A 24,154-nucleotide genomic window follows, 5' to 3' on the forward strand; every position below is an offset into this window, starting at 1 on the left:
TCACCATTCAATGACCACTTCATGACCTCTGGTCAGACCCAATAGGTCGCGTGCGCTGGCCTTTCGCACCGCAATCTCCAAGTACCCGCTGCTTCCCCACAAGGCGATGGGGCTCTTTTCTCCTCCCTCCTCGTAGCACTGGGCCAGGCCATGGATCGTGTGCCCCCCGACCACAACCTTCACCCCGCCCTGAGCGTCGTCCGCCACCAGCCCGCGTGGCAGATTGGTGATGGCGTTGCCAAAGCGGTCGAAGTAGACGACGTCGCCTCGTACTCTGCGGCCCTCCACCACAGGCTCCGCTATGGCTGTCTGCACCGGCGACTCGACACGCGGCCCCAGTTCCTCCAAGGCCAAACCCAAGGAGAGGTGCGCCGCGATAGGGGCAAAGACATCCCGCCCGTGGAAGGTGGCGCTCACCTCCGCAAGGCACAAGTCCCGGCGCTCGATGGCCACCACTTCGTAGGCCGGCTCACGGGCGAAGACGTAGCTCAGCACGCCATTGTCCGGCGCCACGAAGAGTTGTCCGCCCGCCGCGACGGCGATGGCACGTCGGGCACTGCCCACCCCTGGGTCCACCACCACCACATGCACCGTGCCGGCCGGAAAGAAGCGATAGGCGGTGTGCAACACAAAGGCTGCGGCCTGCACGTCGTGGGCCGGGATTTCATGCGTAAGGTCCACCAGGCGCGCCGCCGGGTTGATGCCGAGAATCACCCCCTTCATGACCCCCACGAAGGCGTCTGCCGTGCCAAAGTCGGTCAGCAGCGTCACGATGCCGCTGCGCCCCTTCGCGGCAGCAAGCGAAGGCATCCCGCCTACTTCTCCCTGCTGAGCACCAGCACACTCTTGCCGAGGAGCTCGCGCAGCCGATCGGCGTCCTTGGCGCTGCCGACGATCTCGCCGTAGTGCATCGGCACCACCACGCGCGCACCCATTGCCTGCGCCGCCTTGGCCGCCTCCTCCGGCCCCATGGTGTAGGTGCCGCCTATGGGCAAGAGCGCCACGTCCGGCCGAAGCCGTGCCATCTCAGGCACAAAATCCGTGTCGCCGGCGTGGTAAACCACCAGCCCGCTGCTCATCCTGACGAGGTATCCTACCCACCGGTTCGCCTTGGGGTGGAACTCTTTGCCCATGTTGTAGGCCGGCACCGCGACAATCTCCACCCCATTCACCTGCACGGTGTCCCCTGGGGCAACCGCGATGAGGTTCCCAGGCTTGGCGTGCAGTCCGGCCAGTTCCTTGGACTTTTCCGCCTGCGCGGTGACGTCGCGCGGCGCTACCAGTCGCGTGTTCCCCTTTGCCAACTGTGCGATAGTGCTCGGGGCAAAGTGGTCGAAGTGGCTGTGGGTCACCAGCACAATGTCGGCCAGCGGCGCTGTGCCAGGTACCTTCCAGGGGTCGATGTAAATCTGCCGCTCCCCGTCCTGGAGGCGGAACGAGGCGTGCCCGTACCAATGCAGGAAAGAGGCCACGTCCGAGGCGCGCTCCTGTGCTCGCACCTGCAGGAACAGGCAGAGGCCGACAATCGCAACTGCTGCTCTCCACATCATGGCTCAATCTCCTCCCTCGCTACTCTTCTGGGCAGAAGGCCCTGATCTGCGTAAAGAGCTGCTCCCTGCGAGCTACGTCGTGCTCGAATTCGAACTGGTCGGCTTCCACCGTCAGCACATTCATCTCCTTGCTAGCGTTCTTGATCCACCGCTCGTAAGCGAGGTTAAGCTCATGCAAATACTCGGGGGTGATCCCTTTTTCGAAATCCCGGCCCCTTCGCCGGATGCGCGTGATGAGCGTCCACGTCGATGCGCGCAGATAGACAATCAAGTCCGGTTTGCGCAGGTAGCTGGTCATACAGTAGAACAGCTCGCGATAGTTGTCATAGTCGCGCTGCTCCATGTGTCCCTGCTTGTAGAGAATGTAGGCAAAGATCTCCGCGTCCTCATAGATCGAGCGATCCTGCACGCACGACACAGGGCTCTCGCTGATCAGCTTCTGGTCCATGAAGCGCTTGGAGAGGAAGTAGACCTGCAGGTTGAAGCTCCATCTGCTCATGTCCCGGTAGAAATCGCTGAGATACGGGTTGTCGATCACCCGCTCGTAGAAGGGCTGCCAGCCAAAGTGCTCGGCAATCAACCTGGCGAGCGTGGTCTTGCCAACGCCGATATTGCCTGCCACTGCTACAAAGTGCTTTCGCGCCATGCGACCGCCTCAATGTCCACGTGGTCTCGCCCGTTTCCTGGGACAAAGATAACCCAATTGCTGCTAAAAGTCAAGCGGTTAAAGTCTGATGAAGTCTTTTGGGCAGGGGCGCCGGCAGTCAGTCAGTGGCGCCTGGTCCAGAGGTAGACCGCAAGATGCTCGTTGGCGAGGATAGACTCCAGATGGCCATCGGCGCTGGCGACTTTGGGCACATAGCCTTCGACCGCAAACCCTGGCAGGGGGAGTCTTGCCGCCTGGCGACGGAGCGAGCCTTTTCTCCCCACGGCGATGAGCAACGAATCCTCGCCGCTCGCCTCAAAGTCTGCCTGTGACGGGAACGAAACATCGAAATAGTGCGAGGCCACCCGCTCATAGTCCCATCCCACCATGCTCACGGTTACCGGAAGAGCCGTTCCCCAGTCCCCCATCACCTTTATCCCATCGCCGAAGCGCGCGCGCAAGGTCACGCCGACTTCTGCTCGGCGTGAGGCCAAATGCTGACTGGGCAAAGTCCACACGGCCATTGTCACCACAGTCACGGCCACCAGGGAGAGGAGGACGCCGGTGCGCAAGAATCGTCCCCGCACAATGGCGACCCCAATGGGCATGGCCAGCGCCCAAAAGAGTGGCAGCAGGAAGCAGCCCTTGTCCACGAGAAAGTCGGCACTGACCAGAGGGAGACAAAGGTATGGGGCCGTCGCCAAGGCCAGAGTGAGGAGCAACTCCCTTCTCTCCCGCAGGCACACCAGCAATCCCTTGAGCAGCAGAAAGAGCAGAACGTTCAGGTTCAGCATCAGAATGCCAACGAGACAAAGGAGCTTGTAAGGTAACGGCCTCGCCACTGCCTCATGCCCGATTCCCCTGATGAAGGCAAGGGGGGAAGATCCTAGGGCCATGTGCACCGCCAAGTAACCGAGCACTGCCAACCCGCCGACCATCGCTGCAAACTTGATGGCCCTCTTGTTCCACCCTCCTAAGAACGCTAGCGGAAATAACAGAGCCGACAGCGGGGAGACAAGCAGGGCAAGCAACAAGGCCAGCGCAGCCAGGAAGTAGCGCGAGTACAAAAAGAGCAGGGCAAAAAGGAGCACGGCCGCAAGCTGGGGCACATAGACTTCGCCGATCAAGCTATGGTACCAGATGCTGGGAACAATCCCCGCGACGCAAGCGACGGCCATCGCCTCTCGCTTGCGCAGTCCCAATCGCGTCCACAGCAGGAAAGTCAAACCCACGATCAGCCCGCCGCATAAGGCGGAAAAGAGCCCGGCAGGCACGATGCTCTCTCTGAGCCAGCCAGGGACGAACTTGTACGCGAGCCAGAGCAGGACAGTGTGCGCGAGGTGGTAATTTGGCAATGGTGCCCCATGGAGCAAACTCCGGTCGTCAAGGTAAGCATGGTGGACGAGGGGCCGCGGGGCAATTGACCTGAGCGCGAAGACAATGACGTCCGAACTGACCGTGCAACTGGGCACCTGCACCGCGTAGAAGATGGCAAAGCCGAGCACGAGGAGAACGAAGACTCGCTTGTTGCTCTGCTCGCGCTGGCAAGGCGTGCTCATCGCAGAATCACCATTCGCCGGGAATCGGTCCTGTCGCCGTGTTGCAACACACAGAGGTAGATGCCGCTGCTCACTGGCTGGCCATGCTCGTCGCGGGCATCCCAGGCAGTGGTGTAGAAACCGGGGGGCAATGGTTTGTCCACCAGCTTTCGCACCATCTGCCCTTGCAGATTGTATACGGCAAGAAGTGTCGCCTGCAGGTGCAAGGAATCGGTAGGCTCCTCTGGGATCACAAAGAGCGTTTGCAACTGCCCTGCGGCGGGATTGGGAAAGCACCCACGAATTCCGAAGGTATCTGGAACCGAGGCTTCCACTCTAACCGGAGCGCAGTACCAGGCGCTTCCGTCGCTGCCGAGAGTTGCGATGCGATAGATTAGCAGCCCCTTGGGCACTGCAAAGTCCCGCCAGGTGTACTCGAGCATGTCGCCCAAGCCCCCTTCTTGCGGTTCGACAAAGGCCACATCCTCGTAGCTGCCCCCGCCGATGCTTTTTTCGACTCGAAAGCCTCTGACTTTCGGATCATAGGGCGAGCGCCAGCGCAAGAGGATAGCGTGGCCCTCCAAGACGGCCTCCAGCCCTTGGGCCGGCAGTAATCCGGAGGGGCTCTCTATGGCGAGACCCAAGGTGAGCAACTGCTGCTGATTGATGGGGCTCACCACTGAATTGCCGTCGCAGGTGGCTTCGCCGAGCGGTGTCTCTATGTGGCTGAGCCGCAGGGCACGGTTGATGGAGACCCCGCCTAAGGAGAGGCGAAAATCGCTCGCACGCGCGCCAAGATTCCACACCCGCACCACCAGCTCACCGGCAGGGTTCTCCTCTGCCGGCTTAATGGCCCAGAGGAGGACCTCCGGATTGTCGATCTGCACCAGGGAAAAAGTGTCTGCCGGCAAGGCGGAGCCCCCTCCCACTTTTCCTGCCACCAGTGGATTCTGGTGCTCCAAGGCGAAGCGCATGGCCTGCACAGGAGAGAAGCCGAAGCGGCCCCGCAAAGCAAACCGCTGCAGAAAGTAGCGGTCGCCTCCTTGGTTAGGGATGCCAATGTCCGGGCCATCCACCTGACCGCCGGCCAGCACCGAGATGCGCGGTGTCGCTACGTCCAACCAGTTAGGCCTGCTGTTGCCAAGGCGCATGAAGTAGCAGTCGGCGTTGGAGAACACAAAGCCGGGTCCGTTGCCCCCCACGTCCGCAAAGTGATTGAGAGTCAACCAGTCGTAGCGGGCCGTGTGCGGCGAGTAATGGCCGCCCTCGGAGGTGAGACGCGCCAGGATGACCGCACCCACCTCTTCATGCCACACCTCCGCTCCAGGAGGTGTGTAGTCAAAGTCCCAGGTGTAGAGCTCAGAGAAGTTACTGGTAATGGTGTTTTCGATCTCGATGCGATCGACGTCGCGCGCCAGGGTGACGCGCGTCACATGGGGCAACGGCGTGCCGCAGGTGGCTTTCAGCGTCAGCGAAACCGGGCCAGCCTCTTCGAGCTCCACGGTACCCGCACCCGGCCCCAAGTTGTTCAGTCCGCCCGCCTGCCCGGCCAGCTCCGGGTTGCCCTGCCGCTTGTCTACCAGACTGGTAATCGCTCCATTTCCCGCAAGGACCAGGCGATAGGAGTCTGTCTGGGCAGTCCCTCCTTCCACCTGACTCCAGTCAGGGAATTGTCGGCCTTGGCCAGGACGGACCTCGAGGACGCGGTAGCCAACAGGCGGAACTCCTGAGGCAAGCACGCGCAATGTGGGCTTGCCGGCCATTGTGCTGCGTTGCGCCGGCAGCTCCTCTCCAGTTGCCACGTCCACGACGACGCAGGGGAAGGGGCCTTCGTAGGGAAGGTCCACGTAATCGGTGCGCAGCCAGCTGAGGGAGTTGAAGACGTAGAAGCGCGGGAAAGGCCCTGCGGGAATCATCTCCGCTAAGCGAGTCTTCGCGTCCCGGAAGAGGGACTCGACGTAGGCCTCGATGGCCTGGGCAGTGCGCCGCTGCCATGCTGCCCGCGCCTCTTTGCTGATGTGCCCGTCGGCGGTCCAGGCATGCTCGAAGTAAAGCCCCATGTTCATCCACGCCAGGTCGCGCGCCTGCTCCCTGCCGGCCATGAAGGTGGCGTCCCTGGTGACGACCAGGGCGGCCATCGCTTCGGCGGTGCGCAGCTTTTCCACACTGCGCTTCACCCGGGCCGACACTTCGGCCATGGAGGCGCAATAGAGGTCCCACTCATTGCCGAAGGAGCACGACAGTTGCGGGAGCTGGTCGCCGTAGGTCGCCTCGAAATCTTCGAAAAAGTCCTGTTCATTGGAGACGATCACCCGCCGATCCGGCCTCGATTTCTCCTTGGCCGCACGCACGAACTCGTCGGTCAGCACCTGGAGCTCGTCCCAGCCCTTGCCAAACACCCCGATGATGCGGTAAGGGTAGATGCTCTGGAAGTATGGGTCCGCATCGACAAAGTCGATTACGCCGAAGGTGTCGTAGGCCTCCGCGTAGCCGCCGATACCCTGATTGCCGTGGTAGACCATGGAGTTCCACTTCATGAGGATCTTGCTGCCGTCCTGGCCCACCCACCAGTAGGCTTCGTGTTCTCTGCCGTAGACGTAGTCGATCTGCGTGAGGCAGGCGCAGACGCCCTTCCACGAGTACTTGGCACCTGCTCCTGCCCACAGGGCACCAAGCCCATAGGGCAGGGTCTGATTCTCCATGGAGATGGCAATGGGAAAGCGCAGCCGATAGCGTCGCTCCAGAGAGCCGGCGTAGTACATGCTGCGCAGCACCGCCTCGGCCGGCACACCACCGTAGCAGATGACCAAAGGGTTCAGGGGCACGCCGATATGCCCGCTTCTGATCCGCTGGATCAGCTTGGCGAACTCTGCGGCAGATTTGTATTTCTCGTAGGTCCACACCCAAAAATTGCCATCGCAATTGAAGCGGCTTTGAAAGTCGCATGGCTCGTTCTCGGTGGCGTCGGCGAGGTCAAGATAGTAGTCGAGCATGTCCAAGAAAGCCTGCCGGTAGGTCTCCTCGTCCGCCCGCCACATGTAGTCGGTGTGGTCGTCATTTGCAATGTAGATTCGCTTTTCGCCCTGTGCAAATCCCAGGGCGGTGAGGCTGAAGAGCACCGTGAAGATGATTCGCATGCGCACAATATGACTCCGTGGGTTACATAGCTCAAGGCAACGAATCGTTGTCAGGGTCGGCCGAAGAACAGGCGAGCACAGGAGGCGCCGCCTTTGCCGCCGGGTCGCTCTGCCCCGCGGTACAAGAGGTAACCACGGGGCGCAGGCGAAGGGCGCGGTACAGGCATAGGCAGCGGCCAACCAGTGGTGGGAAGCGCAGTTCCTTGTCAATCGCGAAGTACCTCAGCAGGGTCTGGCGCACGCGCTGCCGGGCATCGCCGAAATCTGCCTCCGGATCCTCGCCGGTGAGGAGCTTGAAGCCAAAGTCGATGGCCGGCGAAGCACCGGGGGTCACCACCACCAGTGCGCCAGAAGGCTTCAGAACTCTGCGCAACTCCTGGCAAGCACCGACCAGGTCGGGCACGAACTCCAAGGCACTTATGGTCACCAGCAGGTCAAAGGAGGCATCCCTGAACGGCAGCCTCTCCGCGCTGGCCTGCGCCAGATGCGCTTCCACCTCGTGCTCCCGCAACACGGCCGCGACGGCGCTGGCAAACGGGTGCACGTCTGCCCCAAACAGCGAAGTGCTGTGGGAATGCAATTCGGGCATGAACGCGCCACTGCCGTAGCCGATTTCCAGCACGCGGCCGGAGGGCAACGGAGCCATCAGGCGACGGCACAGCTTGAACCTCTGCCGCTGCACAAAGCCGAGCAGAGGACGGTAGTTCCAATCTGCATGGTCCACTCTCCCGGTCTTTACCAGTGAACCGACCGGGAGAAGCTGGAGCCTCCTCATAAGCCTCATCGCGGGGCCTCCTCCACTGGGGGCGAGGAACTTGCCGAAGAAAGCCACCTGTAGATCTGGCTGCTGTCACCTGCAAGGGCAAACACCTCCAAGGCACGGTTCTCCGCTACAAGGGGGAAATGCGCTCGCATTTCTGCTTCGAACCCGGCCTTCTCCGCAAGGGCGTCCCGCTCCGCAACAAAAAAGCGCGCTCCTCGGGATGCGAGGCTTTCCAAGGCAGCAACCGACTGCTCTTCGATAGCGATATTGAATCCTTTGTGGCCAAGCCAGTAGAAAAGGTACGGGGCATTGATCGCCAAAGGTAGACCGTCTTCGTCGGCGTTGTGGCCACCAGAGGCCACAATCAGATCGCCAGGAGGGATAGACGGCTCAACCTCCCGGGCGCACTCGTAGACGGTCCGCATGTGCGAAGGATGGATGTCCTTGGCAATACGGAACCCAGAAAATAGGAAAGACGAGGCTACAGAAAACACAACCGCCAGTTGGCCCAGGCGGCGCGCCCGCATTCGACCTTCCGCCGTACCCCTGCCTGTGCTGGCAGCGAGTGCGGTAGCTGCTACGCCGCCAATCGTGGCGGTGGCGATGGCAGTGGGAATCGTCGGAGGAGAGCCAAGAGCCAGCCGCGCCATCACGACCATCAGAGCCGTGGCGCCAGCCAGAACGAGCCCTGCCACTCCTCTGGCCCCGGCCTTGCCGATGGCCATGTCGGCGCCGAGCCCAAAGAGCAGGGCCGCGGGCGGCACGCTGGCGACATGGTAGTAGATGGCCCACTCCTCGCTGGTCGTCCTACAAGTGGCCACGTAGTACGCCAGGACGGAAAGCATCCACAAAACGGCGACACTCGTGCCTTGCCGGCGTCCGCGCAGGATGGCATAGGCCCAGGCCAGCCAGCCGAGAGGCATCCAGACGAACAGCAGTTCGATTTTGACAATGCCCACCACGAACCGCGGGTTGGTGAAAAAGTCCCAGCCAATCCAATGGTACTCGTTGGAAAGCCCCAAGGAGTTGTGGTACGTGAGCCACAAATGGTGCGCATGCAGGTACCAGAGGGCTGCAGGAAGTACCGCAAGCAAGGCCAACACCCAAACTCGCCAGTTGCGGAGACTGCCGAGCCCCTGGCGCATGAGCAGAAGCGCCGCAAACAGCAGCCCGATGTGCGCGCTATTGACCTTGGCCAAAAGTGCGCACGCAGTGGTACCTGCGGCAAGCCAGTACCACTGCCAACTCCCCTCCTCCAGCCAACGGATGAACGCGTACACCGCAGCGATGAGGAAGAAAAGCATCATGGACTCCGGCTGCAGGGAATTGGACACGCGGATAGCCAGAGGACTCAACACGAAAAACGCCAGAGCCAACAGGGAGGCACGTCCTGCAAGGAGTCTCTTCGCAAGGAGGAAGAAAATCCACAGCGTCCCGATGGAAAACAAGAAAGGAATGATTCTCCCGAGCTGCTCGTGCAACCCGAAAGTCTTGTAAAGCAGAGCTATGGCCCAGGAGAGCGCGGGGAATTCCATCTCTGCAAAGCCCGGCCCGTCGCCGCGCCAGTCAATGCGCGGGTAGAAGATGTTCATCCCCTCCGCATAAAAGTTACGCGCTACCGCGGCGATATCACATTCCCGCCAGGGCTCGCGCACTGTTCCGTCCATCGGGCGCCAAAGGTCAATGCTCCTCAGCCAGATGGCCACCCCAAAGAGGAGCACGCAGACCCATCCTGCCGAAGTGGTAGGCCGTGGTCTGTTCATCCCGGCAGCACCGTTCCGACTATGCGAGGTCGCACCCGTGCCTGGAGCGCCGCATCACTCCCCGGGGCAGACCCTGCCACTGCTTTCGATGCCCTTCTTCCCGGGAAGCGAAGCGGCAGTCTCTGGAGAGCCAAAGCCGTGAGGAGGCCCAGATGTCCGCAGATGGTGCGCAGCACCTTCATCTTCGAGTGGCCAAGCAAACGGCTGTGCAACACGGTCGGGAACTCCACGATCTTTCCCCCGGCGCGGTCCACTCTCGCCAACAACTCGACAATGCCGATGAAGTTGCCGTGGCCGAGCTGGAGTTGCTCCACGGCCTTGCGGCGGTAGACGCGACAGCAACTCGAGTAAGTGGCCAACTTGTTGTGGAAGACCAGATGGTAGCCTTTGGACAGATGCTTGGACAGCAAGAGCCTCCAGCGTGGCACATTGAACACCGCCCCTTGGCGATGGTAGGGTGAGGCGACCACTACATCGACCCCGTCCGTCAGCAGAGGAATCATATGCAGAAGGTCCAGCGGGTCATAGGTGCAGTCGGCGTCGATGGAACAGACCACATCGGTGGAGGCCGCCTGCACGCCCGTCTGAATGGCTGCTGCCACCCCCTGGTTGCGCTGGTGACGCAGGATGCGGCAATGCTGGCGATCGCCGAACATCCGGGCAAGCTCGTCGGCAGTTCCGTCGCCACTGGCGTCATCCACAAAGACATATCGGAACCGATACTTTCCCTGGGCCGCGCGTTCCAGATCGGAAAGCGCATGAGCTAAGTACGAAAGGGAGCTCTTCTCGTTGTAGCACGGAACAATGAGTGTGATCTCCTCGCCTTTCGGCCGAGCTATAGTCACGGGGAAAGCCTGCTGAACTGGCTCTGCACGGGCAGGAGCCTCCTTCTCCGCGGATGACGCCGGCTCCAGCCTTAAATACTGACTCACGCTCATAAATTGAGCATTGCGCAGCAGCATCTGCACCTGCTCGGCCATCCGGTCCAGGTTTCGGTACTGCCTGAGATGGGCAAGAAATCCGATGTTGTTGATGCGGGGAAGGTCTTCGTCCAGCTCCCACGGGTGGAAGTAGAGCACAAAGGGGTCATCGCTCTCGAACGTCCATTGCTGGAAACCCCGCAGGGTGAACCAACGTGGCAACTGGCGGAGGTAGTTCCCTCCGGCAATGGGAATGTTGAAGCCCAGCACCCTCGCGGTGGGGGGCGGCAGCTCCCAGAGCCGCCCCTGGGCGTTCTCGTACAGGTGCAGGCGGCGGAGACTCCTCGCCTCTTGAAGTGTCCACAGGCTGGGACGCATGCTCGCGTCGTAACGGCATCCTTCTTCGATGAGCACGTCCAGCACCCACCGGTCTGTGGGAGAGAGCCAGCCCAAAGGACAGCGATACCCTAAGACCGGCCCCGCACCGGCAGCCTGCAATGCCTGCCGGGCTCGCATGAGATCCTCGCGAAAAGCTTCCGGTGTGAGGCGCCGCACATCCTGTGGCAGGAAACCAGCGCTGGCGATTTCGTGCCCATCCTCCACCAGGCGGGCAATCAACTCTGGCCTCTGCTGGGCGACCCATCCCAAGGTGAAGAAAGTGGCCTTCACATCGTACTCGGAAAACAACTTCCGCACCTTCTCCACATTCTGCTCCAGACGCGAAGCGAGGCGGTGCCACTGTCGGCTGCCTATCACGTTGCTGAACACACAGCGATGATAGTAGTCGTGGAGCAGTACGGTGACGATGTGGCGACGGTTTCCTATGGTCATTGCGCGTGACCTCCGTTTGCCATCCGCACTACGGGCAACGTCCCACTCCTGGCGATGGAACGGGCAAACGTGCCCATGGGGAGCAGCTCAAAACGAGCCGCCAGACGGTCAAGTGCCTCCCCTGCGACCTCAATCTTGTCCTGCCACGGCATCTCCATGGCCGGAAAGAATGCCAACTCTGGGGCGTCGCCCTTGTCGAGAAAGTCGAGCGGGTGCAGGAGAAAGCTCGGCCGCGTGGCGGTGGTGCGGCACAGGCTCAGCGCAAGTTCTAGGTAGGTGCGCATGAGCGGCCGGGACCTTCGAGCCAAGTACATGAGATAGCTAAGATGAAACGGAATCCTCAACCCCGGTATCGTCGTCACGGGGATCTCCATCAGCCGGTGCCCATTTAGGCCAAGGTAGTGCGCCTCGACGGGCCGCAGACCGTCCCGAAAGGAGCCGAAAAGACCGTCTCGGAGTTGGCGTTCCTCCTTCTGCAAGGTGCTCTTGCTCAAGAAATAGAGCCGCGCCAGGGGTGCCAGCACCGTGGGCAGAGAGGAGGCATCGTAGAGGTAGCCTGCCTTTGCCAAGACCTCGATGAGCGCAGCACTCCAGCTGAAACCCGGGCCCCGGAAGCCCTCCGGCGCCGCACCAGTGACCCGGAGCAGTTCCTCGTGGGCCCTCAGCACCTCCTGCGTGATTGCCTCGCGCGGATAGCGCTGCAACCACGGCTCGTGGTGGTAGGAGTGATTGCCGAGCTCGTGTCCCTCCTGGACAATCCCCCTGAGCAGGTCGCCATTTTGGGCCCGCGCCGCATCGACGCCCACAATGAAGAAGGTGATGGGCAGGCCTTTGGCCCGCAAGAAATCGAGGATGCGCGGCACGGCCACGTCCAAATAGGAGGGCAACTCCTTCCACCGCGCGTCGCCGCGGGTGCGCATGTAGGACCACTTGTCGTCGAGGTCTAAGGATATGGCCGCAAGCGGCCTCTGCCCACTGTTGTCGACAGCTGTCATGGCTATTCCCGACTAAGCCTCGTCCATTAGAAGTTGCGCGGCCTCTTCAGCTTGGCGCACCGCTTCGTTCACGTTTAGGGTAGTGTTGACAATCTGCGCGGAATTCACTATGAACACACCAGGCGCCACGGTACACATCGGAGGCGCACTCTCCGAGTAGCGGAGCGTGGGAAGAGCAAACACGTGCTGCTCCCTGTTCACGCTCCAGCCGACCACGTCTTCCAGGCTCAGCGCCGGATAGACGCGGCAAAGCGCCTCCACGAAGGAGTGCAGAATCTCTTCCGCAGGCGCCAAGAGCAGGGGGTCATCTGCGCGCACGTACTTGGGCAAATACACCAGAGAGTGGCCGCCAAAAGTGCGCGGATCAACCAGTGACGACATTTCGATGATCCCGGTGAAGGGGAACCCGCCGTCGGCGATGTTCGTGACGTAGAAACCCGCCAGGGGTTTGCGCAACAGCAAGGCCAAGCATACGATTCCCATGTAAGTGGCTCCGCCCAGTCGTTTAGCCTCCGGGGCAGGGAGCCAGCGACAGGTTTGGACAATAGCTGGATTCGGACTGGTCAGCACTACCTTCGCGGTGCGGTGTGTTGCCCCGTTGTCGAACCTGAGGAGGCAATCGCCTGCCGCTTCGAGCTCGACGCGATGCAGACGATGGCCATATTTCACTTTCACGCCGCGTTCATGCAAGGCACGCACCATGGCCTCTACCACGGTCGCGTACCCCCCGTGCACGTAGCCGAGCTCTTCCCTTTTGGCCCCGGTGCGCCGCGCGCTGTACAGCCTTGCCATGGTCGCCCAGATGAACGCGGCCGAAGCCGCCCGATATTCCTCACCCAGTTTCGCGCGCAAGAGTGGCACCCAGAAGTGTGCGCAGGTCCGTTCGCCGCACCAGGTGCGCAGCCACTCGACCGCAGGCAGTCGCTCCAAGCGCTGCCAGTTGCGCGTCCTCGAAGCGTAGAGAATGTTGGCACCCAAGCGCAGCTTGTCCAGGAGCGACAAAACCGGCAGCGAGACGAACTCCCGCACGTTGGAGACCGAATACAGCTTCCCGTCAATGAGCAGGCCAGTGCGGGTCTGCTTCCACACGAGCTGGCCGGACAGCCCCAACTCGCCGAGGAGGGCCTGCAAGCGGCTGTCAGAGGGCAGAACCACGTGGTAGTAGCGGTCCCACGACACATGGCCAATGCGGCAGCTCCCCACCAAACCGCCCAGCTCGTTGGCCGCCTCAAACAGGGTGACCTCCGCCCCTGCCCCGGCCAGACGATAGGCCAAGGTCATACCGAGCATCCCACCGCCGACAATGGCAACCTGCTGTCGCATGTGGCTCTCGCTACGCAATGGCGTTCAGGCCGCGCATGAGGCGCGCCGGTACGGAAAGACTTGCCGCAGGCAGATGCAGGACTTCCCGCTGCCAGGCAATTGTGCGGCGCAGGCCTTCTTCCAAAGCAACCTTGGGTCTGTAGCCGAGCATCTTTTCCGCCCTACTGACGTCGGGCACGCGCCGCATGACATCTTCGTAAGGCCTGCCGTTGAAGGACGAATAGGGAACGAAGTTGACCGCCAAGGACCTGCCCACGCCGCAGAGGCGGTGAATCAGGCGTGCCAGCTCGATGATGGCGATTTCCTCCTGCCCGCCAAGGTTGAAGATTTCGCCGTTTGCCTGGTCACGAAGAATCGCCTGGAGCATGCCATCGACTATGTCGGAAACGTAGGCAAAGGTTCGCGTCTGCATACCGTCGCCATGGATGGTCACCGGCTCCCCCTTCAGAATCTGGCTGATGAAAACCGCCTGCGGACCGCCCCACCACGACAAATGATGCCGGGGACCATAAGAGCCAAAGATGCGCAGAACCACCACGGGAATGCCGTATTCCTCCTGATAGGCAAAGGCGAGATGTTCGTCAAAGAGCTTGGATACGGCATAGCCCCACCTGGCCACCTTGCTGCTGCCGAACACGCTATCGCTCTCTTCGTGAAAAGGAAGAGCGGCGTTCTTGCCGTACACGTCTGAGGTAGAGGCGAGGATTACCTTAGCGCCGATCTCGCGTGCCACCTCCAGCACGGAATGCGTACCCTGGCTGTTGATGAGCAGGGTGTCGATGCTCTTGCCATAGCGCGGGATCTTGAAGGCAGCCAGATGGACAATGACCTCTGCCCCCTTGCAGTAGCCGCGCAGCGCCATACGGCGGCGCACATCCTCGGGGTAGAAGGCAAAGCGTGGATTGCCGAGCTGGTGCTCGATGTTCTCCATGCGGCCCATGGACAGATTGTCGATGCCCACCACGCGATGTTGCCCCTCCAACAGAGCGTCGACGAGGTGGGAGCCTAAGAACCCGGCGCATCCGGTCACTGCGATCTTCATGACTGTACTCCGCTACGTTGAGGGCCAAAAGGCACAGACGCTTCCCTACGCCTTTGCTTCAACTTCCGACATCCCCTTGTTCTGAGCAGATTGGGCGAGGCATTCGTCTGCAGCGCGCGTTTCGCGGGAAAGGGCGCGCCGGGAACGAACGCCGCTCAGCATCAGTTGCATACGACGGTAGCCGCTGACCAGGGCCTGGACTGAACCCACGGCCACAGCGCGCACCACGTCTGGACTGCATTCGTACTGGCCCACATAAGTTGCATCCACGCCGCGTTTGCCAGCCAAGCCGAGCTTGAAATGGTATCCACCAGGATTTGTCACCGGATCTATGCCGCCAAGGTCGTACCAGCGGCACCCCCGCTCTTTCAGCAGCGCGAGCGCATGCCATTGGACGGCATAGGCGGCCCGCACTGCCCTGCCCTGTTGGTTGCTGGCGGCAAGGAGCATGATTGCCTTGTCCCCGGTTACCGAAAGTACGGTGCCGGCCACCGTTTGCCCTCCCACGCGGCCCAGAACGACGAGCTGCTTCTGCGCGGGTGGTAACGCCTGCTGCATGGCAGCAAACTCGTCGACATCGGTGAAGACCGCGAATTCCTTGCTCCCAAGCATCTCGCGATACACTTTCGTGAACTCCTCAAAGAGCTCCGAGCCGGTGCCGCTGCTCACCTCCACCGCAAAGCGTCTCTCAGATTGATTGAGTTGATTGCGCCATCGCTGCAGCAGGTTGCTCCGCAGTTCTTCAAGAGGCGGCGAAAGATCAAGGAACAGCGTGCGCAGAGGCGGCACCAGGCGAGCCCGATGATAACCTTCTTCTTCTAAGACAGCCAGGTAGTGATCCGGCTCGTCGACCGCAGCAAGATTCAGGTTCAGGCGCAGGGTCAGCCCGCGCTCGCACACGAACTCGTTGCGCAGCCCGCGCACTGCCTGACGAAACGCGTCGAGGCGTTCATCGACTCCGTTGCGCCGAAACAGGGGGCCATAGCGCACATACGCCACGCCCAACCCAAGGAGTGGTACGCTGAGTAGGCGCGCCTGTGCAGCAGAAACGATTTGGCCGGACCGGTGGAGGAGAAAGTGGGCCAGGTTCTTTTCTCCCCAACGCACCGCGCCATAGGCCCATGTCTGATAGACGGTGAGGTCGGCAAGGCCTCCCGCCAACGTGTCCCATTCCCGCTGCGAGAGCCTGGTCACAGCTGAAGAGAATCCCCCCTCCAGTTTTCGCTGGTTTGTCATTGTCATAGTCCTCATTCGACGGCAGCAGCACAGCGAGAGAGGCGGCGGCGAGGCGACCCTCTCTTCGCCGCAGCAGCTACGCTCTTGCGTGGCGCCACCACCTTGCCGTTCACCTTCTTGGCGCAGACATATGCCTTGGCGCGCGAGGCTGCCCCCAGCCAGCGGTAACATCCCCGCACCTTGAGGAAGAACTCTATCGGCCAATCGCGGGGGTCTGCCTTGACCCTGCCGACGACGAAGCTGCTTTCATCTTGCGGCCGACAGTCCGGGGAGATGGAGAAACAGCGCGTGTAGCCAGCCTCTTTGGCGGCGGCAAGCACACGTGCGTCATAGTCACCATGGGGGAAGCTCAGCAGGGTCACCGGCCGACCTGTCTGTTCCTCGAGCACCCGCCGCGACTCCCTCAGCTCTCTCTCCAGTTCCTCCTGCGGCAAAGTGGACAAACAGGGATGGCGCAAGGTGTGGGAGCCCAGGAGCACCAACTCCTCGTCCAGAGCCCGCAGCTCGGCAAAGCTCATCACCCGCTGACCCTGTTCACCGCAACCCTTGACCATGTCCCAGCCGGCAACACGCCCGACAAACGAGGTGGGCACAAACACCGCCGTTGGAATGCCCCGCGCCCGCAGCACAGGCAAGGCCGTGTGCTGGATTTCGGCCAAGGCGTCGTCAAAGGTGACCGCAAAGCAGCGCCGGCCATGAGGGAGCTTTGTTGTCGCCGCCGGCGGCACCGGCTCGGCCCAGCGCAGAGCCATGTCCATCTGCCGGGCAAAGGCCGCGGCCCGTGTCTCCGGCACGTCGTGGTAGTACAGCACCACACAGCCCGCCTGCCGAGTTACGCCAACGAGCCTCCCGGCAGCATCGCGCAGCAAGTCGACAGCCAACACGGCACTGCTGACCAACACCCGGAACAATCGCTTAAGCATACTGTGCCTTTCTTCGCAAGAAAGCATAGAGCCGCGCCATCTGCCGGTTGCGGAGGTGGCTCACAAAGCGCCCATCGACCGGGCGGCGTCTGTGGCGAGCTGCTGCCCAGAGATAGCCACTCAGGCGTACGGTGCTCCCTGCCAACAGCGGGGACTCGCCAAGGCGGCGCACGAATTTCACCAGCTCGAACAACGGGTGGTACCCCACGGCATAGTCGGCTTCACCTTGATGGAAGCGCGCCGCAAGCAGTCGGCCCTGTCCCGTGCTGGAGCGCCGGTGGTGCCAGGCCTGCAGTTCTGGAAACGACCTGACCTCCCACCCATGCATCCGAGCCATCTCGCTGGCAACGGTGTCCTCATGTGCGTGCGGCAGTGGCAGGTAGCCGCCGATGGCCTCGTAGCATGCACGGCGAAACATCTGGATGGCCCCCGCCACGTAATCGGGACTGTTGCCGTAGCGAGGCCGAAACACTCCTTTGTCCGCTTCCAAGATAACGCCCCCGGCAATGCCCAATCGCGGCTCACTTCGGAAGAACGCCAAAAGGCGTTCGTAATAGGTTGGCTCCAGCGTGATGTCCGCGTCGAGTACGCCGACAAAGTCGAACGGCAGCGCCCGCAGCTCCTCGTAGCCTGCTTCGATGGCGCAAACCTTCTGCGCGAACCCGCTTCCTGAGGGCGCGAGGCTGATCAGGCGGAGGAACGAATACCGCCGCGCATTTCTCGCCACCACCTCTCGCGTGCGGTCTGTGGAGCCGTTGTCCACAATCACCCAGCGCGCCGGAAGAAGGCTCTGCCGGGCGACACTGACGATGGCGCGCTCGATGAAATGCTCTTCGTTGCGCGCCGCGGTGATCAGCACATACATGCGGTTTCTGTCTCCCAAGGACCTGCCCATGTCACCCTCGCGCGGGAACGTATTCGTGCCGCAGGCGGTCGGCCACCGCCAAGTAAAAGACCCAAAGCAGAGTCACCGGACCCAAGCGGGTTCCCATTATCGATTCGGTCACCGAGTGAACCATGATTATCGTGAAGACCACGGCCGCACGCAACGCCATGCCTTGGGGCGCCCACCGCTCCAGCGGGCGATAGCGGACCAGCCAGCGCGCAAAGAGCACCACCATGGTGACAAAAGCCAACAGTCCGACTATGCCGGTGGTGAGGGCCACCTCCAACACGGTGTTGTGGGCGTTGGCCGCGTAGAACCCAAGAACGTCTCTGCCGTCGTTCAGCACCATACGGCTTGCGCCAAAACCATGGCCGAACACCGTCGTCAATGGGTCGGCCAGAATCTTTTGCACCGCCAAGGGCCAGATCTCCGCTCTGCCAGTCAGACGGGTTACCGTTGCGAGAGAAGTGGTGCGGTTGAAAGCCAGAGCCGCATCCACCACGCCCTTCACGTTGAGCGAAAGGAGCAGGGCCACCAGCACCACCACCGCACCAGCGCCTGCCAGGAGCGCCCAGCGCACGTGGTAACCCTCCAGTGGGCGCCCGCTCTGCACTAACCAGGCGCGTACCAGCCCGCCCATCGCCAGGCTCACCATCGCATTGCGCGACCAGGACAGCGCCACGATTGCCACCAACAACAGCCGCAGCAGCCAGAGGAGGGCTCGTTTGCCCCCGCTTGCCGGGACCAAAGAAAGCCAAAAGGCCAAGGAAGCCCCAAAGCCGAGGGCATTGGCATGGGTCACACCCATGCCCAGACGCGTCGGTCCCTCTGCGCCATAGGCCTCCTGCAGCTGAGGGGCAAGCACTCCGATCAGGGCGTCCTTGATGAGCAATAGGACCATCACCACCAGCCAGGTCCGTTCCAGGCGGAGCAGGCGGCGCTCGTCGGCACCGGCCACCAGTCCCAGCGTCAGCGGCACCCCGCCAGCCAGGAGCACCCAATACCCGAGCACCAACGTCCTGTGCGGCGTGAAAAGCGCCGACAAGGCAGCCGCCACCACATAGGCCGCCACGGCGACTGTCGCCGGCCCGCCACGCTCACCTCGCGCCAGGAGCAACACGCCGACGGCCCCGCCGAGCACACAGGCGGCAAGGCGTGCTGCGACAAGCCAGTCCATCTGGGTGGCCTGCTCGATCTCCCGCACGCGCAGGTAGGTGCCCGTCAGCACCATGATCGCCACCCAGAGCACCAGGCCCACGGCGAAAAGTGATGGGCTCGATATTGTCTGGCCCGCGCTCCTATGCTGCATGTTCGGCCAACTCCTTTTTCTGCCAGAGGCGCAGGTCAACTATGCCTAACTCCCTGGCACAATAGAGCGCCGCAAGAATCGCCAGCGCCGCAAGCGGGTAGAAGAGGCCCCCGGGCAGGCGACTGGCCGCCCAGACAAGTGTCGTCCCGCCCAGGAAAAGAGCCACGGTCCCGGCGAGGCGCCGCCCGTGCAGCTGAATAGGCACATACCTCATCCCCACGACGACCAGCAGCAGACCGATGGCAATGTGGGCCACGTTGTAAACCAGCACTGCCGCGTGCATACCCCACAGCCGGATGAGCCACACATTCAAGCCAATGCTCACCAGGGAGACGCCGCTCACGACTGCTGCCGATACTCGGGTCTTGCCCCGCAAAAGCAGCAACGACTCGCCAACATACTGCGCGCCGATGCAGGCCACCCCTGGGAGAAGGGCAAACGCCACGCCGAAGGCTGCACCGTACTCCGCAGGAGCAACTGCGTGGATCAAGTCCCTGAACACAAAAACGATCCCCATGGCAACAAAGCCAAATGCCAAGAACAAGTGAATGAGCGCCTCGCCGATGAACCACCGCAGTGCCGGCGAATCCAGGACGCCGTACACTGCAGGCTCATAGGCGAGCTGAAACGGCAGAATGAGCGTGATCACGGCAATCTGCGCAATCTTGAAGCCAAGCGAGTACACTGCCACTTCCTCCAGGCCAGAAAAGACGCTCATGGCATAGAGGGCGGAACTATCCAGCGCCAGATCTCCTGACATGGCAAAGATGAGTGGAAATCCGAAGCGCACTAGGCGCCGCATAGTGGCCCGATCCGTTGTCAAGCCTGTGACCCTCGCAATGGCCATGCTCACCATAACCCACATGAGGCCGTAGCTCACCACGTAGGCCCACAACACCCCTTTGAGCCCCACATGCAGTTGCAGAAGGAAGAGCACGGTGCTCGACGCAAGCAGCAGGAAGACAACACCGTTCAAGGCCACGAAGGCACCGCCCATGTTTCTCGCGCGAAAATAGGAAACCGTGAGCATCCACAGTGTCTGGGCCAGAGCCGCCATGCACACGAGCAGGACGAAGGGGCCTGGCTGGACCGTGTGCAGTACGGCGGCGAACAGCGGCTTGAGCAGAGTCATGGCCACTGCGGTGACGGCAATCCCACCGGCCGCCACGAGCGCATAGGCACTGCCGAGCAATCGGCCCAGCTGCCCCTTCTCGGCAAATTCGGCGCAAAAGCGCATGAAGGCAGTACGCACGCCCAGCCCCATGACGATGCCCAACACCTGCATCGTCAGCAAAAGGGTGGCCAACAGGCCGTACTCCTGCATCGGCAACGTGTGCGTGTAAAGCGGGATGAGCAAAAAGGCCCCTGCTCGCAGCCCGGCGTTGCCAATGGCGTAGATGACAGTCTCTCTTGCTAAGCCGCGCAGTCTCATGCTGCTCTCTCCACACCGGCTGGTGATTGCTCTTGGGGCTGCGCCGCCGAGGGGGCGCTCCTCGCTGGCGCGGCGTTGTGCCCCTCCGCAAGGACGGACAGCACCTCTTCAACCACCAGTTCCAGCACTGGACTTCGCGCCGTTGGCGCCAAGGGTTTGATTTCCCGCCGCGCGATCCGGATTTTCGATCTGACCTCATCCTCACTGGCAAGGAGCACCAGTCGTCCTTGTTCGGCTAAGGAGCGGTCCACCGCACCGATCCGGCCACGGAAAATGCTGTAGACCGGCACGCCCAGCGCAGCGGCCTCGCGGTTCATCGTGCCGCCCCCGCTCACGACCAGGTCTGCGTTCCAAATCAGGTTGAGCCCGTCCAGCACCTTGGCCGGCAGGATGATGCGCCCTGCGGCAATAAGATGCGGCCATTCTCGCCTCAGCTCCTCCTCCTGATGGAGGCTGCGCACCAACACCACCATCTTCACCTGTGGCTGTGCGCCGAGGCAGTCGATGACGGCGTCAAAGAGCTCCTCGGCTGCAGCGTTGTGATAGTGGGCCTCTGTGGCAGGTGGTCTTATGGCCGCGAGCACCTCATCGTCGCCCACGCCCAGTTGCGCGCGCAGGCGGGGGTCTGGCCGGAAAAACGGCACATAGATGTCCTCCTTGATGCCGGGATAGGTGCTCACCGCTCGCGCATACTTCCTGAGCGGCGCAAGGGGCACCACTTCTGGCACGATGATCTTCGTCGCCCGCAGCCACGGCAACAACTGCACGTGCTCATAGTCCACCATTACGACCCAGGGCATGCGCAAGGCTGCGGCCAGAAGCATCTGTGAGCGCGAACCGTGCGACAGGGCCAGAACAGGCCTTTCGCGGAGCACGACCGGGGCCAGCTGCAGCGCCCGCACCACCAGGCCAACAACCTTCAGGCTCTTGTGGCGACCGTAGTGCCGCCCCAAGCGTCGGTAGGCCAGACCTGCTCGCTCGGCAAGGCCGCATACTTGAAAACAGTCCCTGGCCGTGATCAGCACCCGGCATCCCCTTTTCTCCAACTGGTGAGTGACCGGCGTGAAAAGCACCACGTGCGGCGAATTGTCCAAGTCGATCCAGATCAGCGGCCCCAACCGTCCATCCTCTCCCGTAGGCACTGCTCCGCCCTCGTCAGCTTCTTCGTACCAACACTGCTTTGCGGCCTCCTCCCGACTTCGCCAGAAGACAAGGCCACACCTTCACACGGTGACAGCGTACTTCAAGGCTTCTTTCATGACAAAAAGCTCGATCGCCCGTGCCACGTACTCGATCTGCTGCTGCGTGAGCTCCGGGTACATGGGCAATGACAGAAATTGCCGGGCGCAGCGCTCCGCCACCGGGTAGCTCCCCTCGCCGAGGCCGAGGAAGCGGTAAGCCTCCTGGAGGTGGATCGGCACCGGATAGTGGATGCCGCAAGAGATGTCGCGCATGGCAAGATGCTCCAGCAGGGCATCGCGCTGCTCCGTCAGGATGGCGTAGACGTGGTAGACGTGCTGCCCATGAGGTGCCTCGTAAGGGGTGACAACCGCGGTGTTGCCGGAGAGAAGGCGCTGATATGCCGCCGCATGCGCGCGACGGGCCTTGGTCCACTCCGGCAGGTAGCGCAACTTCACGCTCAGCACCGCCGCCTGGATGCCATCCATCCGGTCGTTCCAGCCGAGCATGCGGTGATAGTACTTCTTCGCCTGGCCGTGGTCACGAAGCATGCGGATGCGCTCGGCCAGACCTCGATCGTTGGTGGCCACCGCGCCGGCCTCTCCGTAGGCACCCAAGTTCTTTCCCGGGTAAAAACTGAAGCATCCTGCATCGCCTATTGACCCGGCCATGCGCCCCTTGTACTCGGCGCCGTGAGCCTGGCAGGCATCTTCCACCACGTATAGGCCGTGTGCACGGGCGACCTCCATGATCGGGTCCATGTCGGCCATCTGGCCAAACAGGTGCACCGGGATGATCGCCTTGGTCTTCTCGGTGATGGCCTGCTCTATGAGCGCCGGGTCCATGGTGTAGGTGCGCTCGTCAACGTCGACAAACACGGGGGTTGCGCCGCAAAAGGAAATGGCCTCTGCGGTGGCGATGAAGCTATTGGGCACGGTGATAACCTCGTCGCCAGGTCCCACGTTCAAAGCCTTCAGCGCCAACCAGAGCGCGGAGGTGCCGCTGCTCACGCCCAAGGCGCACTCGCACCCACAGAATGCGGCAAACTCTCTTTCGAACTGCTCCACAAACGGACCGCCCGCAAAGGCAGTCTGCTCCAGCACCCGCTGCACCGCCTCCCTGACCTCCTCACCGATGGATTGATACTGAGCCTTCAGGTCAAGAAAGGGTACCTTCATTGTGTTGCTCCTCTCCGTTAATGCGACGCAGTACTCGCGCCGGATGTCCGGCAACGATAGTATTGGCTGGGACGTTGCGCGTTACCACGCTCCCTGCCCCAACAATGGCATTCTCCCCGATGGTCACGCCACACAGAATGGTGGCATTAGAGCCGATGGAGGCGCCCCGTTTCACGAGGGTCGCCACCACCACCCAGTCCTGCTCTGTCTGCATCTGGCCGTCAGCGGTGGTGGCTCGCGGATAGCGGTCGTTGATGAACACCACGCCATGGCCGATGAAGCAGTTGTCCTCGATGGTCACCCCCTCGCAGATGAAGGTGTGACTGGAAATCTTGCAGTTCTTGCCCACCTTGGCCCCTTTTTGGATTTCCACAAAGGTGCCAATCTTGGTGCCATCGCCAATCTCACAGCCATAGAGGTTGACAAAGTCGTAGATCTTGACGTCCTTCCCCAGCTTGACACTTTCCGCAATCAGGCTGCGCTTCATATTCTCACTTCCCTTCCTCTGGCTTTGACCGATGTCTGGGCAGCCTCCAGGATGCGCACGACCATGAGCCCGTCATGGCCGTCGGCCACGCCATCGCTGCCCTTCTCTAGGCAGTCGATGATGCGCTCCACCTCGACGGCAAGCGCCTCTCGGCTGTCGATCTTCGGGCAGTACATGTCCCCGGTCCGGTATTGGACCAGCATGTGGTAGACATCATCCACGCTCTCAATCACATCGACACCTTTGTCATAGATGCGCACCTTTTCGCTCGGCTGATTGTCGTCCCACACAACCATCTTCTTGCTCCCCGCCAGGAGCGTCTGCCGGATCTTCACCGGGGAGAGCCAGTTGGTGTGCACATGGGCAATGAGGTGGTCCGGATAATAGACGGTCAGATAGGCAACGTTCTCCAAGCCGTTGCCAAAGTTGTCGATGCCAGTAGCTACCACGCTCTCAGGTTTGCTGGGGAGCAAGTGGTGCATGATTGACACGTCGTGCGGGGCAAGGTCCCAGAGCACGTTGACATCGTGCTGGAAGAGGCCGAGGTTGATGCGCACCGAGTCAAAGTAGTAGACCTTGCCGAGTTCACCGCTGTCGATGAGCTCTTTAATTCTGCGCACCGCGCCCGTGTAGATGAACGTGTGGTCGACGAACACTTTCAGGCCCCTGCGCTCGGCCAGTTCCACGAGCTCCTCGGCCTGGGCACTGGTGGCGGTCATCGGCTTCTCGATGAGCACATGCCTGCCGGCCAGGAGCGCCTCGCGAGCGATGGCAAAGTGCGTGGACACCGGCGTGCACACCACGACCAAGTCCGTGGTGGGATCCTTGATGATGCGCCGATAGTCGGTGGTGGTCTCCACGGCGGGGTAGGAGCGCTTAATGAAGTCCAGCCTGTTCTGCGCCAGGTCACAGCAGGAGACCACCTTGGCCCTTGGGTTGGCCGCAAAGTTGCGCACGAGATTCGGCCCCCAATAGCCGACGCCAATCACACTCACATTCAGCATCGCAGTCCTCCT

General features: G+C 61.8%; 20 protein-coding genes. All 20 read right to left on the reverse strand.

Annotation, left to right across the window (positions count from 1 at the left end):
- The 20 genes from NUW13_04665 to NUW13_04760 all read right to left on the reverse strand — a co-directional run bounded on the left by NUW13_04665 (nt 1) and on the right by NUW13_04760 (nt 24,142).
- Nucleotides 1-810, reverse strand: a complete 810-nt coding sequence (locus tag NUW13_04665) for an SAM-dependent chlorinase/fluorinase (protein ID MCR4438319.1) — start codon at nt 808-810, stop codon at nt 1-3.
- Nucleotides 811-815: 5 nt separating this feature from the next.
- Nucleotides 816-1,550, reverse strand: a complete 735-nt coding sequence (locus NUW13_04670; GenBank protein MCR4438320.1) for an MBL fold metallo-hydrolase — start codon at nt 1,548-1,550, stop codon at nt 816-818.
- 19 nt (nt 1,551-1,569) lie between these two features.
- A complete protein-coding gene (locus tag NUW13_04675; protein ID MCR4438321.1) occupies nt 1,570-2,196 on the reverse strand; it encodes a deoxynucleoside kinase in 627 nt (208 codons plus the stop codon).
- A gap of 122 nt (nt 2,197-2,318) precedes the next feature.
- Nucleotides 2,319-3,755, reverse strand: coding sequence for a hypothetical protein (locus NUW13_04680; GenBank protein ID MCR4438322.1), 1,437 nt, complete (start codon nt 3,753-3,755; stop codon nt 2,319-2,321).
- Nucleotides 3,752-6,871 (reverse strand): T9SS type A sorting domain-containing protein, encoded by a 3,120-nt coding sequence (locus tag NUW13_04685; GenBank protein MCR4438323.1) that lies wholly within the window; start codon nt 6,869-6,871, stop codon nt 3,752-3,754. Before NUW13_04685 ends, NUW13_04680 begins: the two co-directional genes overlap by 4 nt.
- 31 nt (nt 6,872-6,902) lie before the next feature.
- Complete coding sequence (locus NUW13_04690; protein ID MCR4438324.1) at nt 6,903-7,655, reverse strand: class I SAM-dependent methyltransferase; 753 nt, start codon at nt 7,653-7,655, stop codon at nt 6,903-6,905.
- Complete coding sequence (locus tag NUW13_04695) at nt 7,652-9,397, reverse strand: glycosyltransferase family 39 protein (protein ID MCR4438325.1); 1,746 nt, start codon at nt 9,395-9,397, stop codon at nt 7,652-7,654. Before NUW13_04695 ends, NUW13_04690 begins: the two co-directional genes overlap by 4 nt.
- Entirely contained in the window at nt 9,394-11,148 is a 1,755-nt protein-coding gene (locus tag NUW13_04700; protein MCR4438326.1) for a DUF3473 domain-containing protein, read from the reverse strand. Before NUW13_04700 ends, NUW13_04695 begins: the two co-directional genes overlap by 4 nt.
- Nucleotides 11,145-12,143, reverse strand: coding sequence for a polysaccharide deacetylase family protein (locus NUW13_04705; GenBank protein MCR4438327.1), 999 nt, complete (start codon nt 12,141-12,143; stop codon nt 11,145-11,147). The genes NUW13_04700 and NUW13_04705 overlap by 4 nt, the downstream gene beginning before the upstream one ends.
- A gap of 12 nt (nt 12,144-12,155) precedes the next feature.
- Nucleotides 12,156-13,466: an NAD(P)/FAD-dependent oxidoreductase gene (locus NUW13_04710; protein ID MCR4438328.1), complete on the reverse strand. Its 1,311-nt coding sequence runs from the start codon at nt 13,464-13,466 to the stop codon at nt 12,156-12,158.
- Between the two features lie 10 nt (nt 13,467-13,476).
- On the reverse strand, nt 13,477-14,508 hold the full coding sequence (locus tag NUW13_04715; GenBank protein ID MCR4438329.1) for a GDP-mannose 4,6-dehydratase: 1,032 nt from the start codon (nt 14,506-14,508) through the stop codon (nt 13,477-13,479).
- 45 nt (nt 14,509-14,553) lie between these two features.
- Nucleotides 14,554-15,744 (reverse strand): GNAT family N-acetyltransferase, encoded by a 1,191-nt coding sequence (locus tag NUW13_04720; protein ID MCR4438330.1) that lies wholly within the window; start codon nt 15,742-15,744, stop codon nt 14,554-14,556.
- 11 nt (nt 15,745-15,755) lie between these two features.
- Nucleotides 15,756-16,667 (reverse strand): polysaccharide deacetylase family protein, encoded by a 912-nt coding sequence (locus tag NUW13_04725; GenBank protein MCR4438331.1) that lies wholly within the window; start codon nt 16,665-16,667, stop codon nt 15,756-15,758.
- Complete coding sequence (locus tag NUW13_04730; GenBank protein MCR4438332.1) at nt 16,660-17,562, reverse strand: glycosyltransferase family 2 protein; 903 nt, start codon at nt 17,560-17,562, stop codon at nt 16,660-16,662. The genes NUW13_04725 and NUW13_04730 overlap by 8 nt, the downstream gene beginning before the upstream one ends.
- A 1-nt stretch (nt 17,563) precedes the next feature.
- A complete protein-coding gene (locus NUW13_04735; protein ID MCR4438333.1) occupies nt 17,564-18,862 on the reverse strand; it encodes an O-antigen ligase family protein in 1,299 nt (432 codons plus the stop codon).
- Nucleotides 18,852-20,294 carry an oligosaccharide flippase family protein gene (locus NUW13_04740; GenBank protein ID MCR4438334.1) on the reverse strand — a complete coding sequence of 481 codons (1,443 nt, stop codon included), beginning with the start codon at nt 20,292-20,294 and terminating at the stop codon, nt 18,852-18,854. Before NUW13_04740 ends, NUW13_04735 begins: the two co-directional genes overlap by 11 nt.
- Entirely contained in the window at nt 20,291-21,436 is a 1,146-nt protein-coding gene (locus tag NUW13_04745; protein ID MCR4438335.1) for a DUF354 domain-containing protein, read from the reverse strand. Before NUW13_04745 ends, NUW13_04740 begins: the two co-directional genes overlap by 4 nt.
- A gap of 81 nt (nt 21,437-21,517) precedes the next feature.
- Nucleotides 21,518-22,651 carry a DegT/DnrJ/EryC1/StrS family aminotransferase gene (locus NUW13_04750; GenBank protein MCR4438336.1) on the reverse strand — a complete coding sequence of 378 codons (1,134 nt, stop codon included), beginning with the start codon at nt 22,649-22,651 and terminating at the stop codon, nt 21,518-21,520.
- Nucleotides 22,632-23,138 (reverse strand): N-acetyltransferase, encoded by a 507-nt coding sequence (locus tag NUW13_04755; protein MCR4438337.1) that lies wholly within the window; start codon nt 23,136-23,138, stop codon nt 22,632-22,634. Before NUW13_04755 ends, NUW13_04750 begins: the two co-directional genes overlap by 20 nt.
- Nucleotides 23,135-24,142, reverse strand: a complete 1,008-nt coding sequence (locus NUW13_04760) for a Gfo/Idh/MocA family oxidoreductase (GenBank protein MCR4438338.1) — start codon at nt 24,140-24,142, stop codon at nt 23,135-23,137. Before NUW13_04760 ends, NUW13_04755 begins: the two co-directional genes overlap by 4 nt.
- Between the last annotated feature and the right edge of the window lie 12 nt (nt 24,143-24,154).

The organism is candidate division KSB1 bacterium, assembly GCA_024655945.1.
GTDB lineage: Bacteria > Zhuqueibacterota > Zhuqueibacteria > JANLFK01 > Oleimicrobiaceae > Oleimicrobium.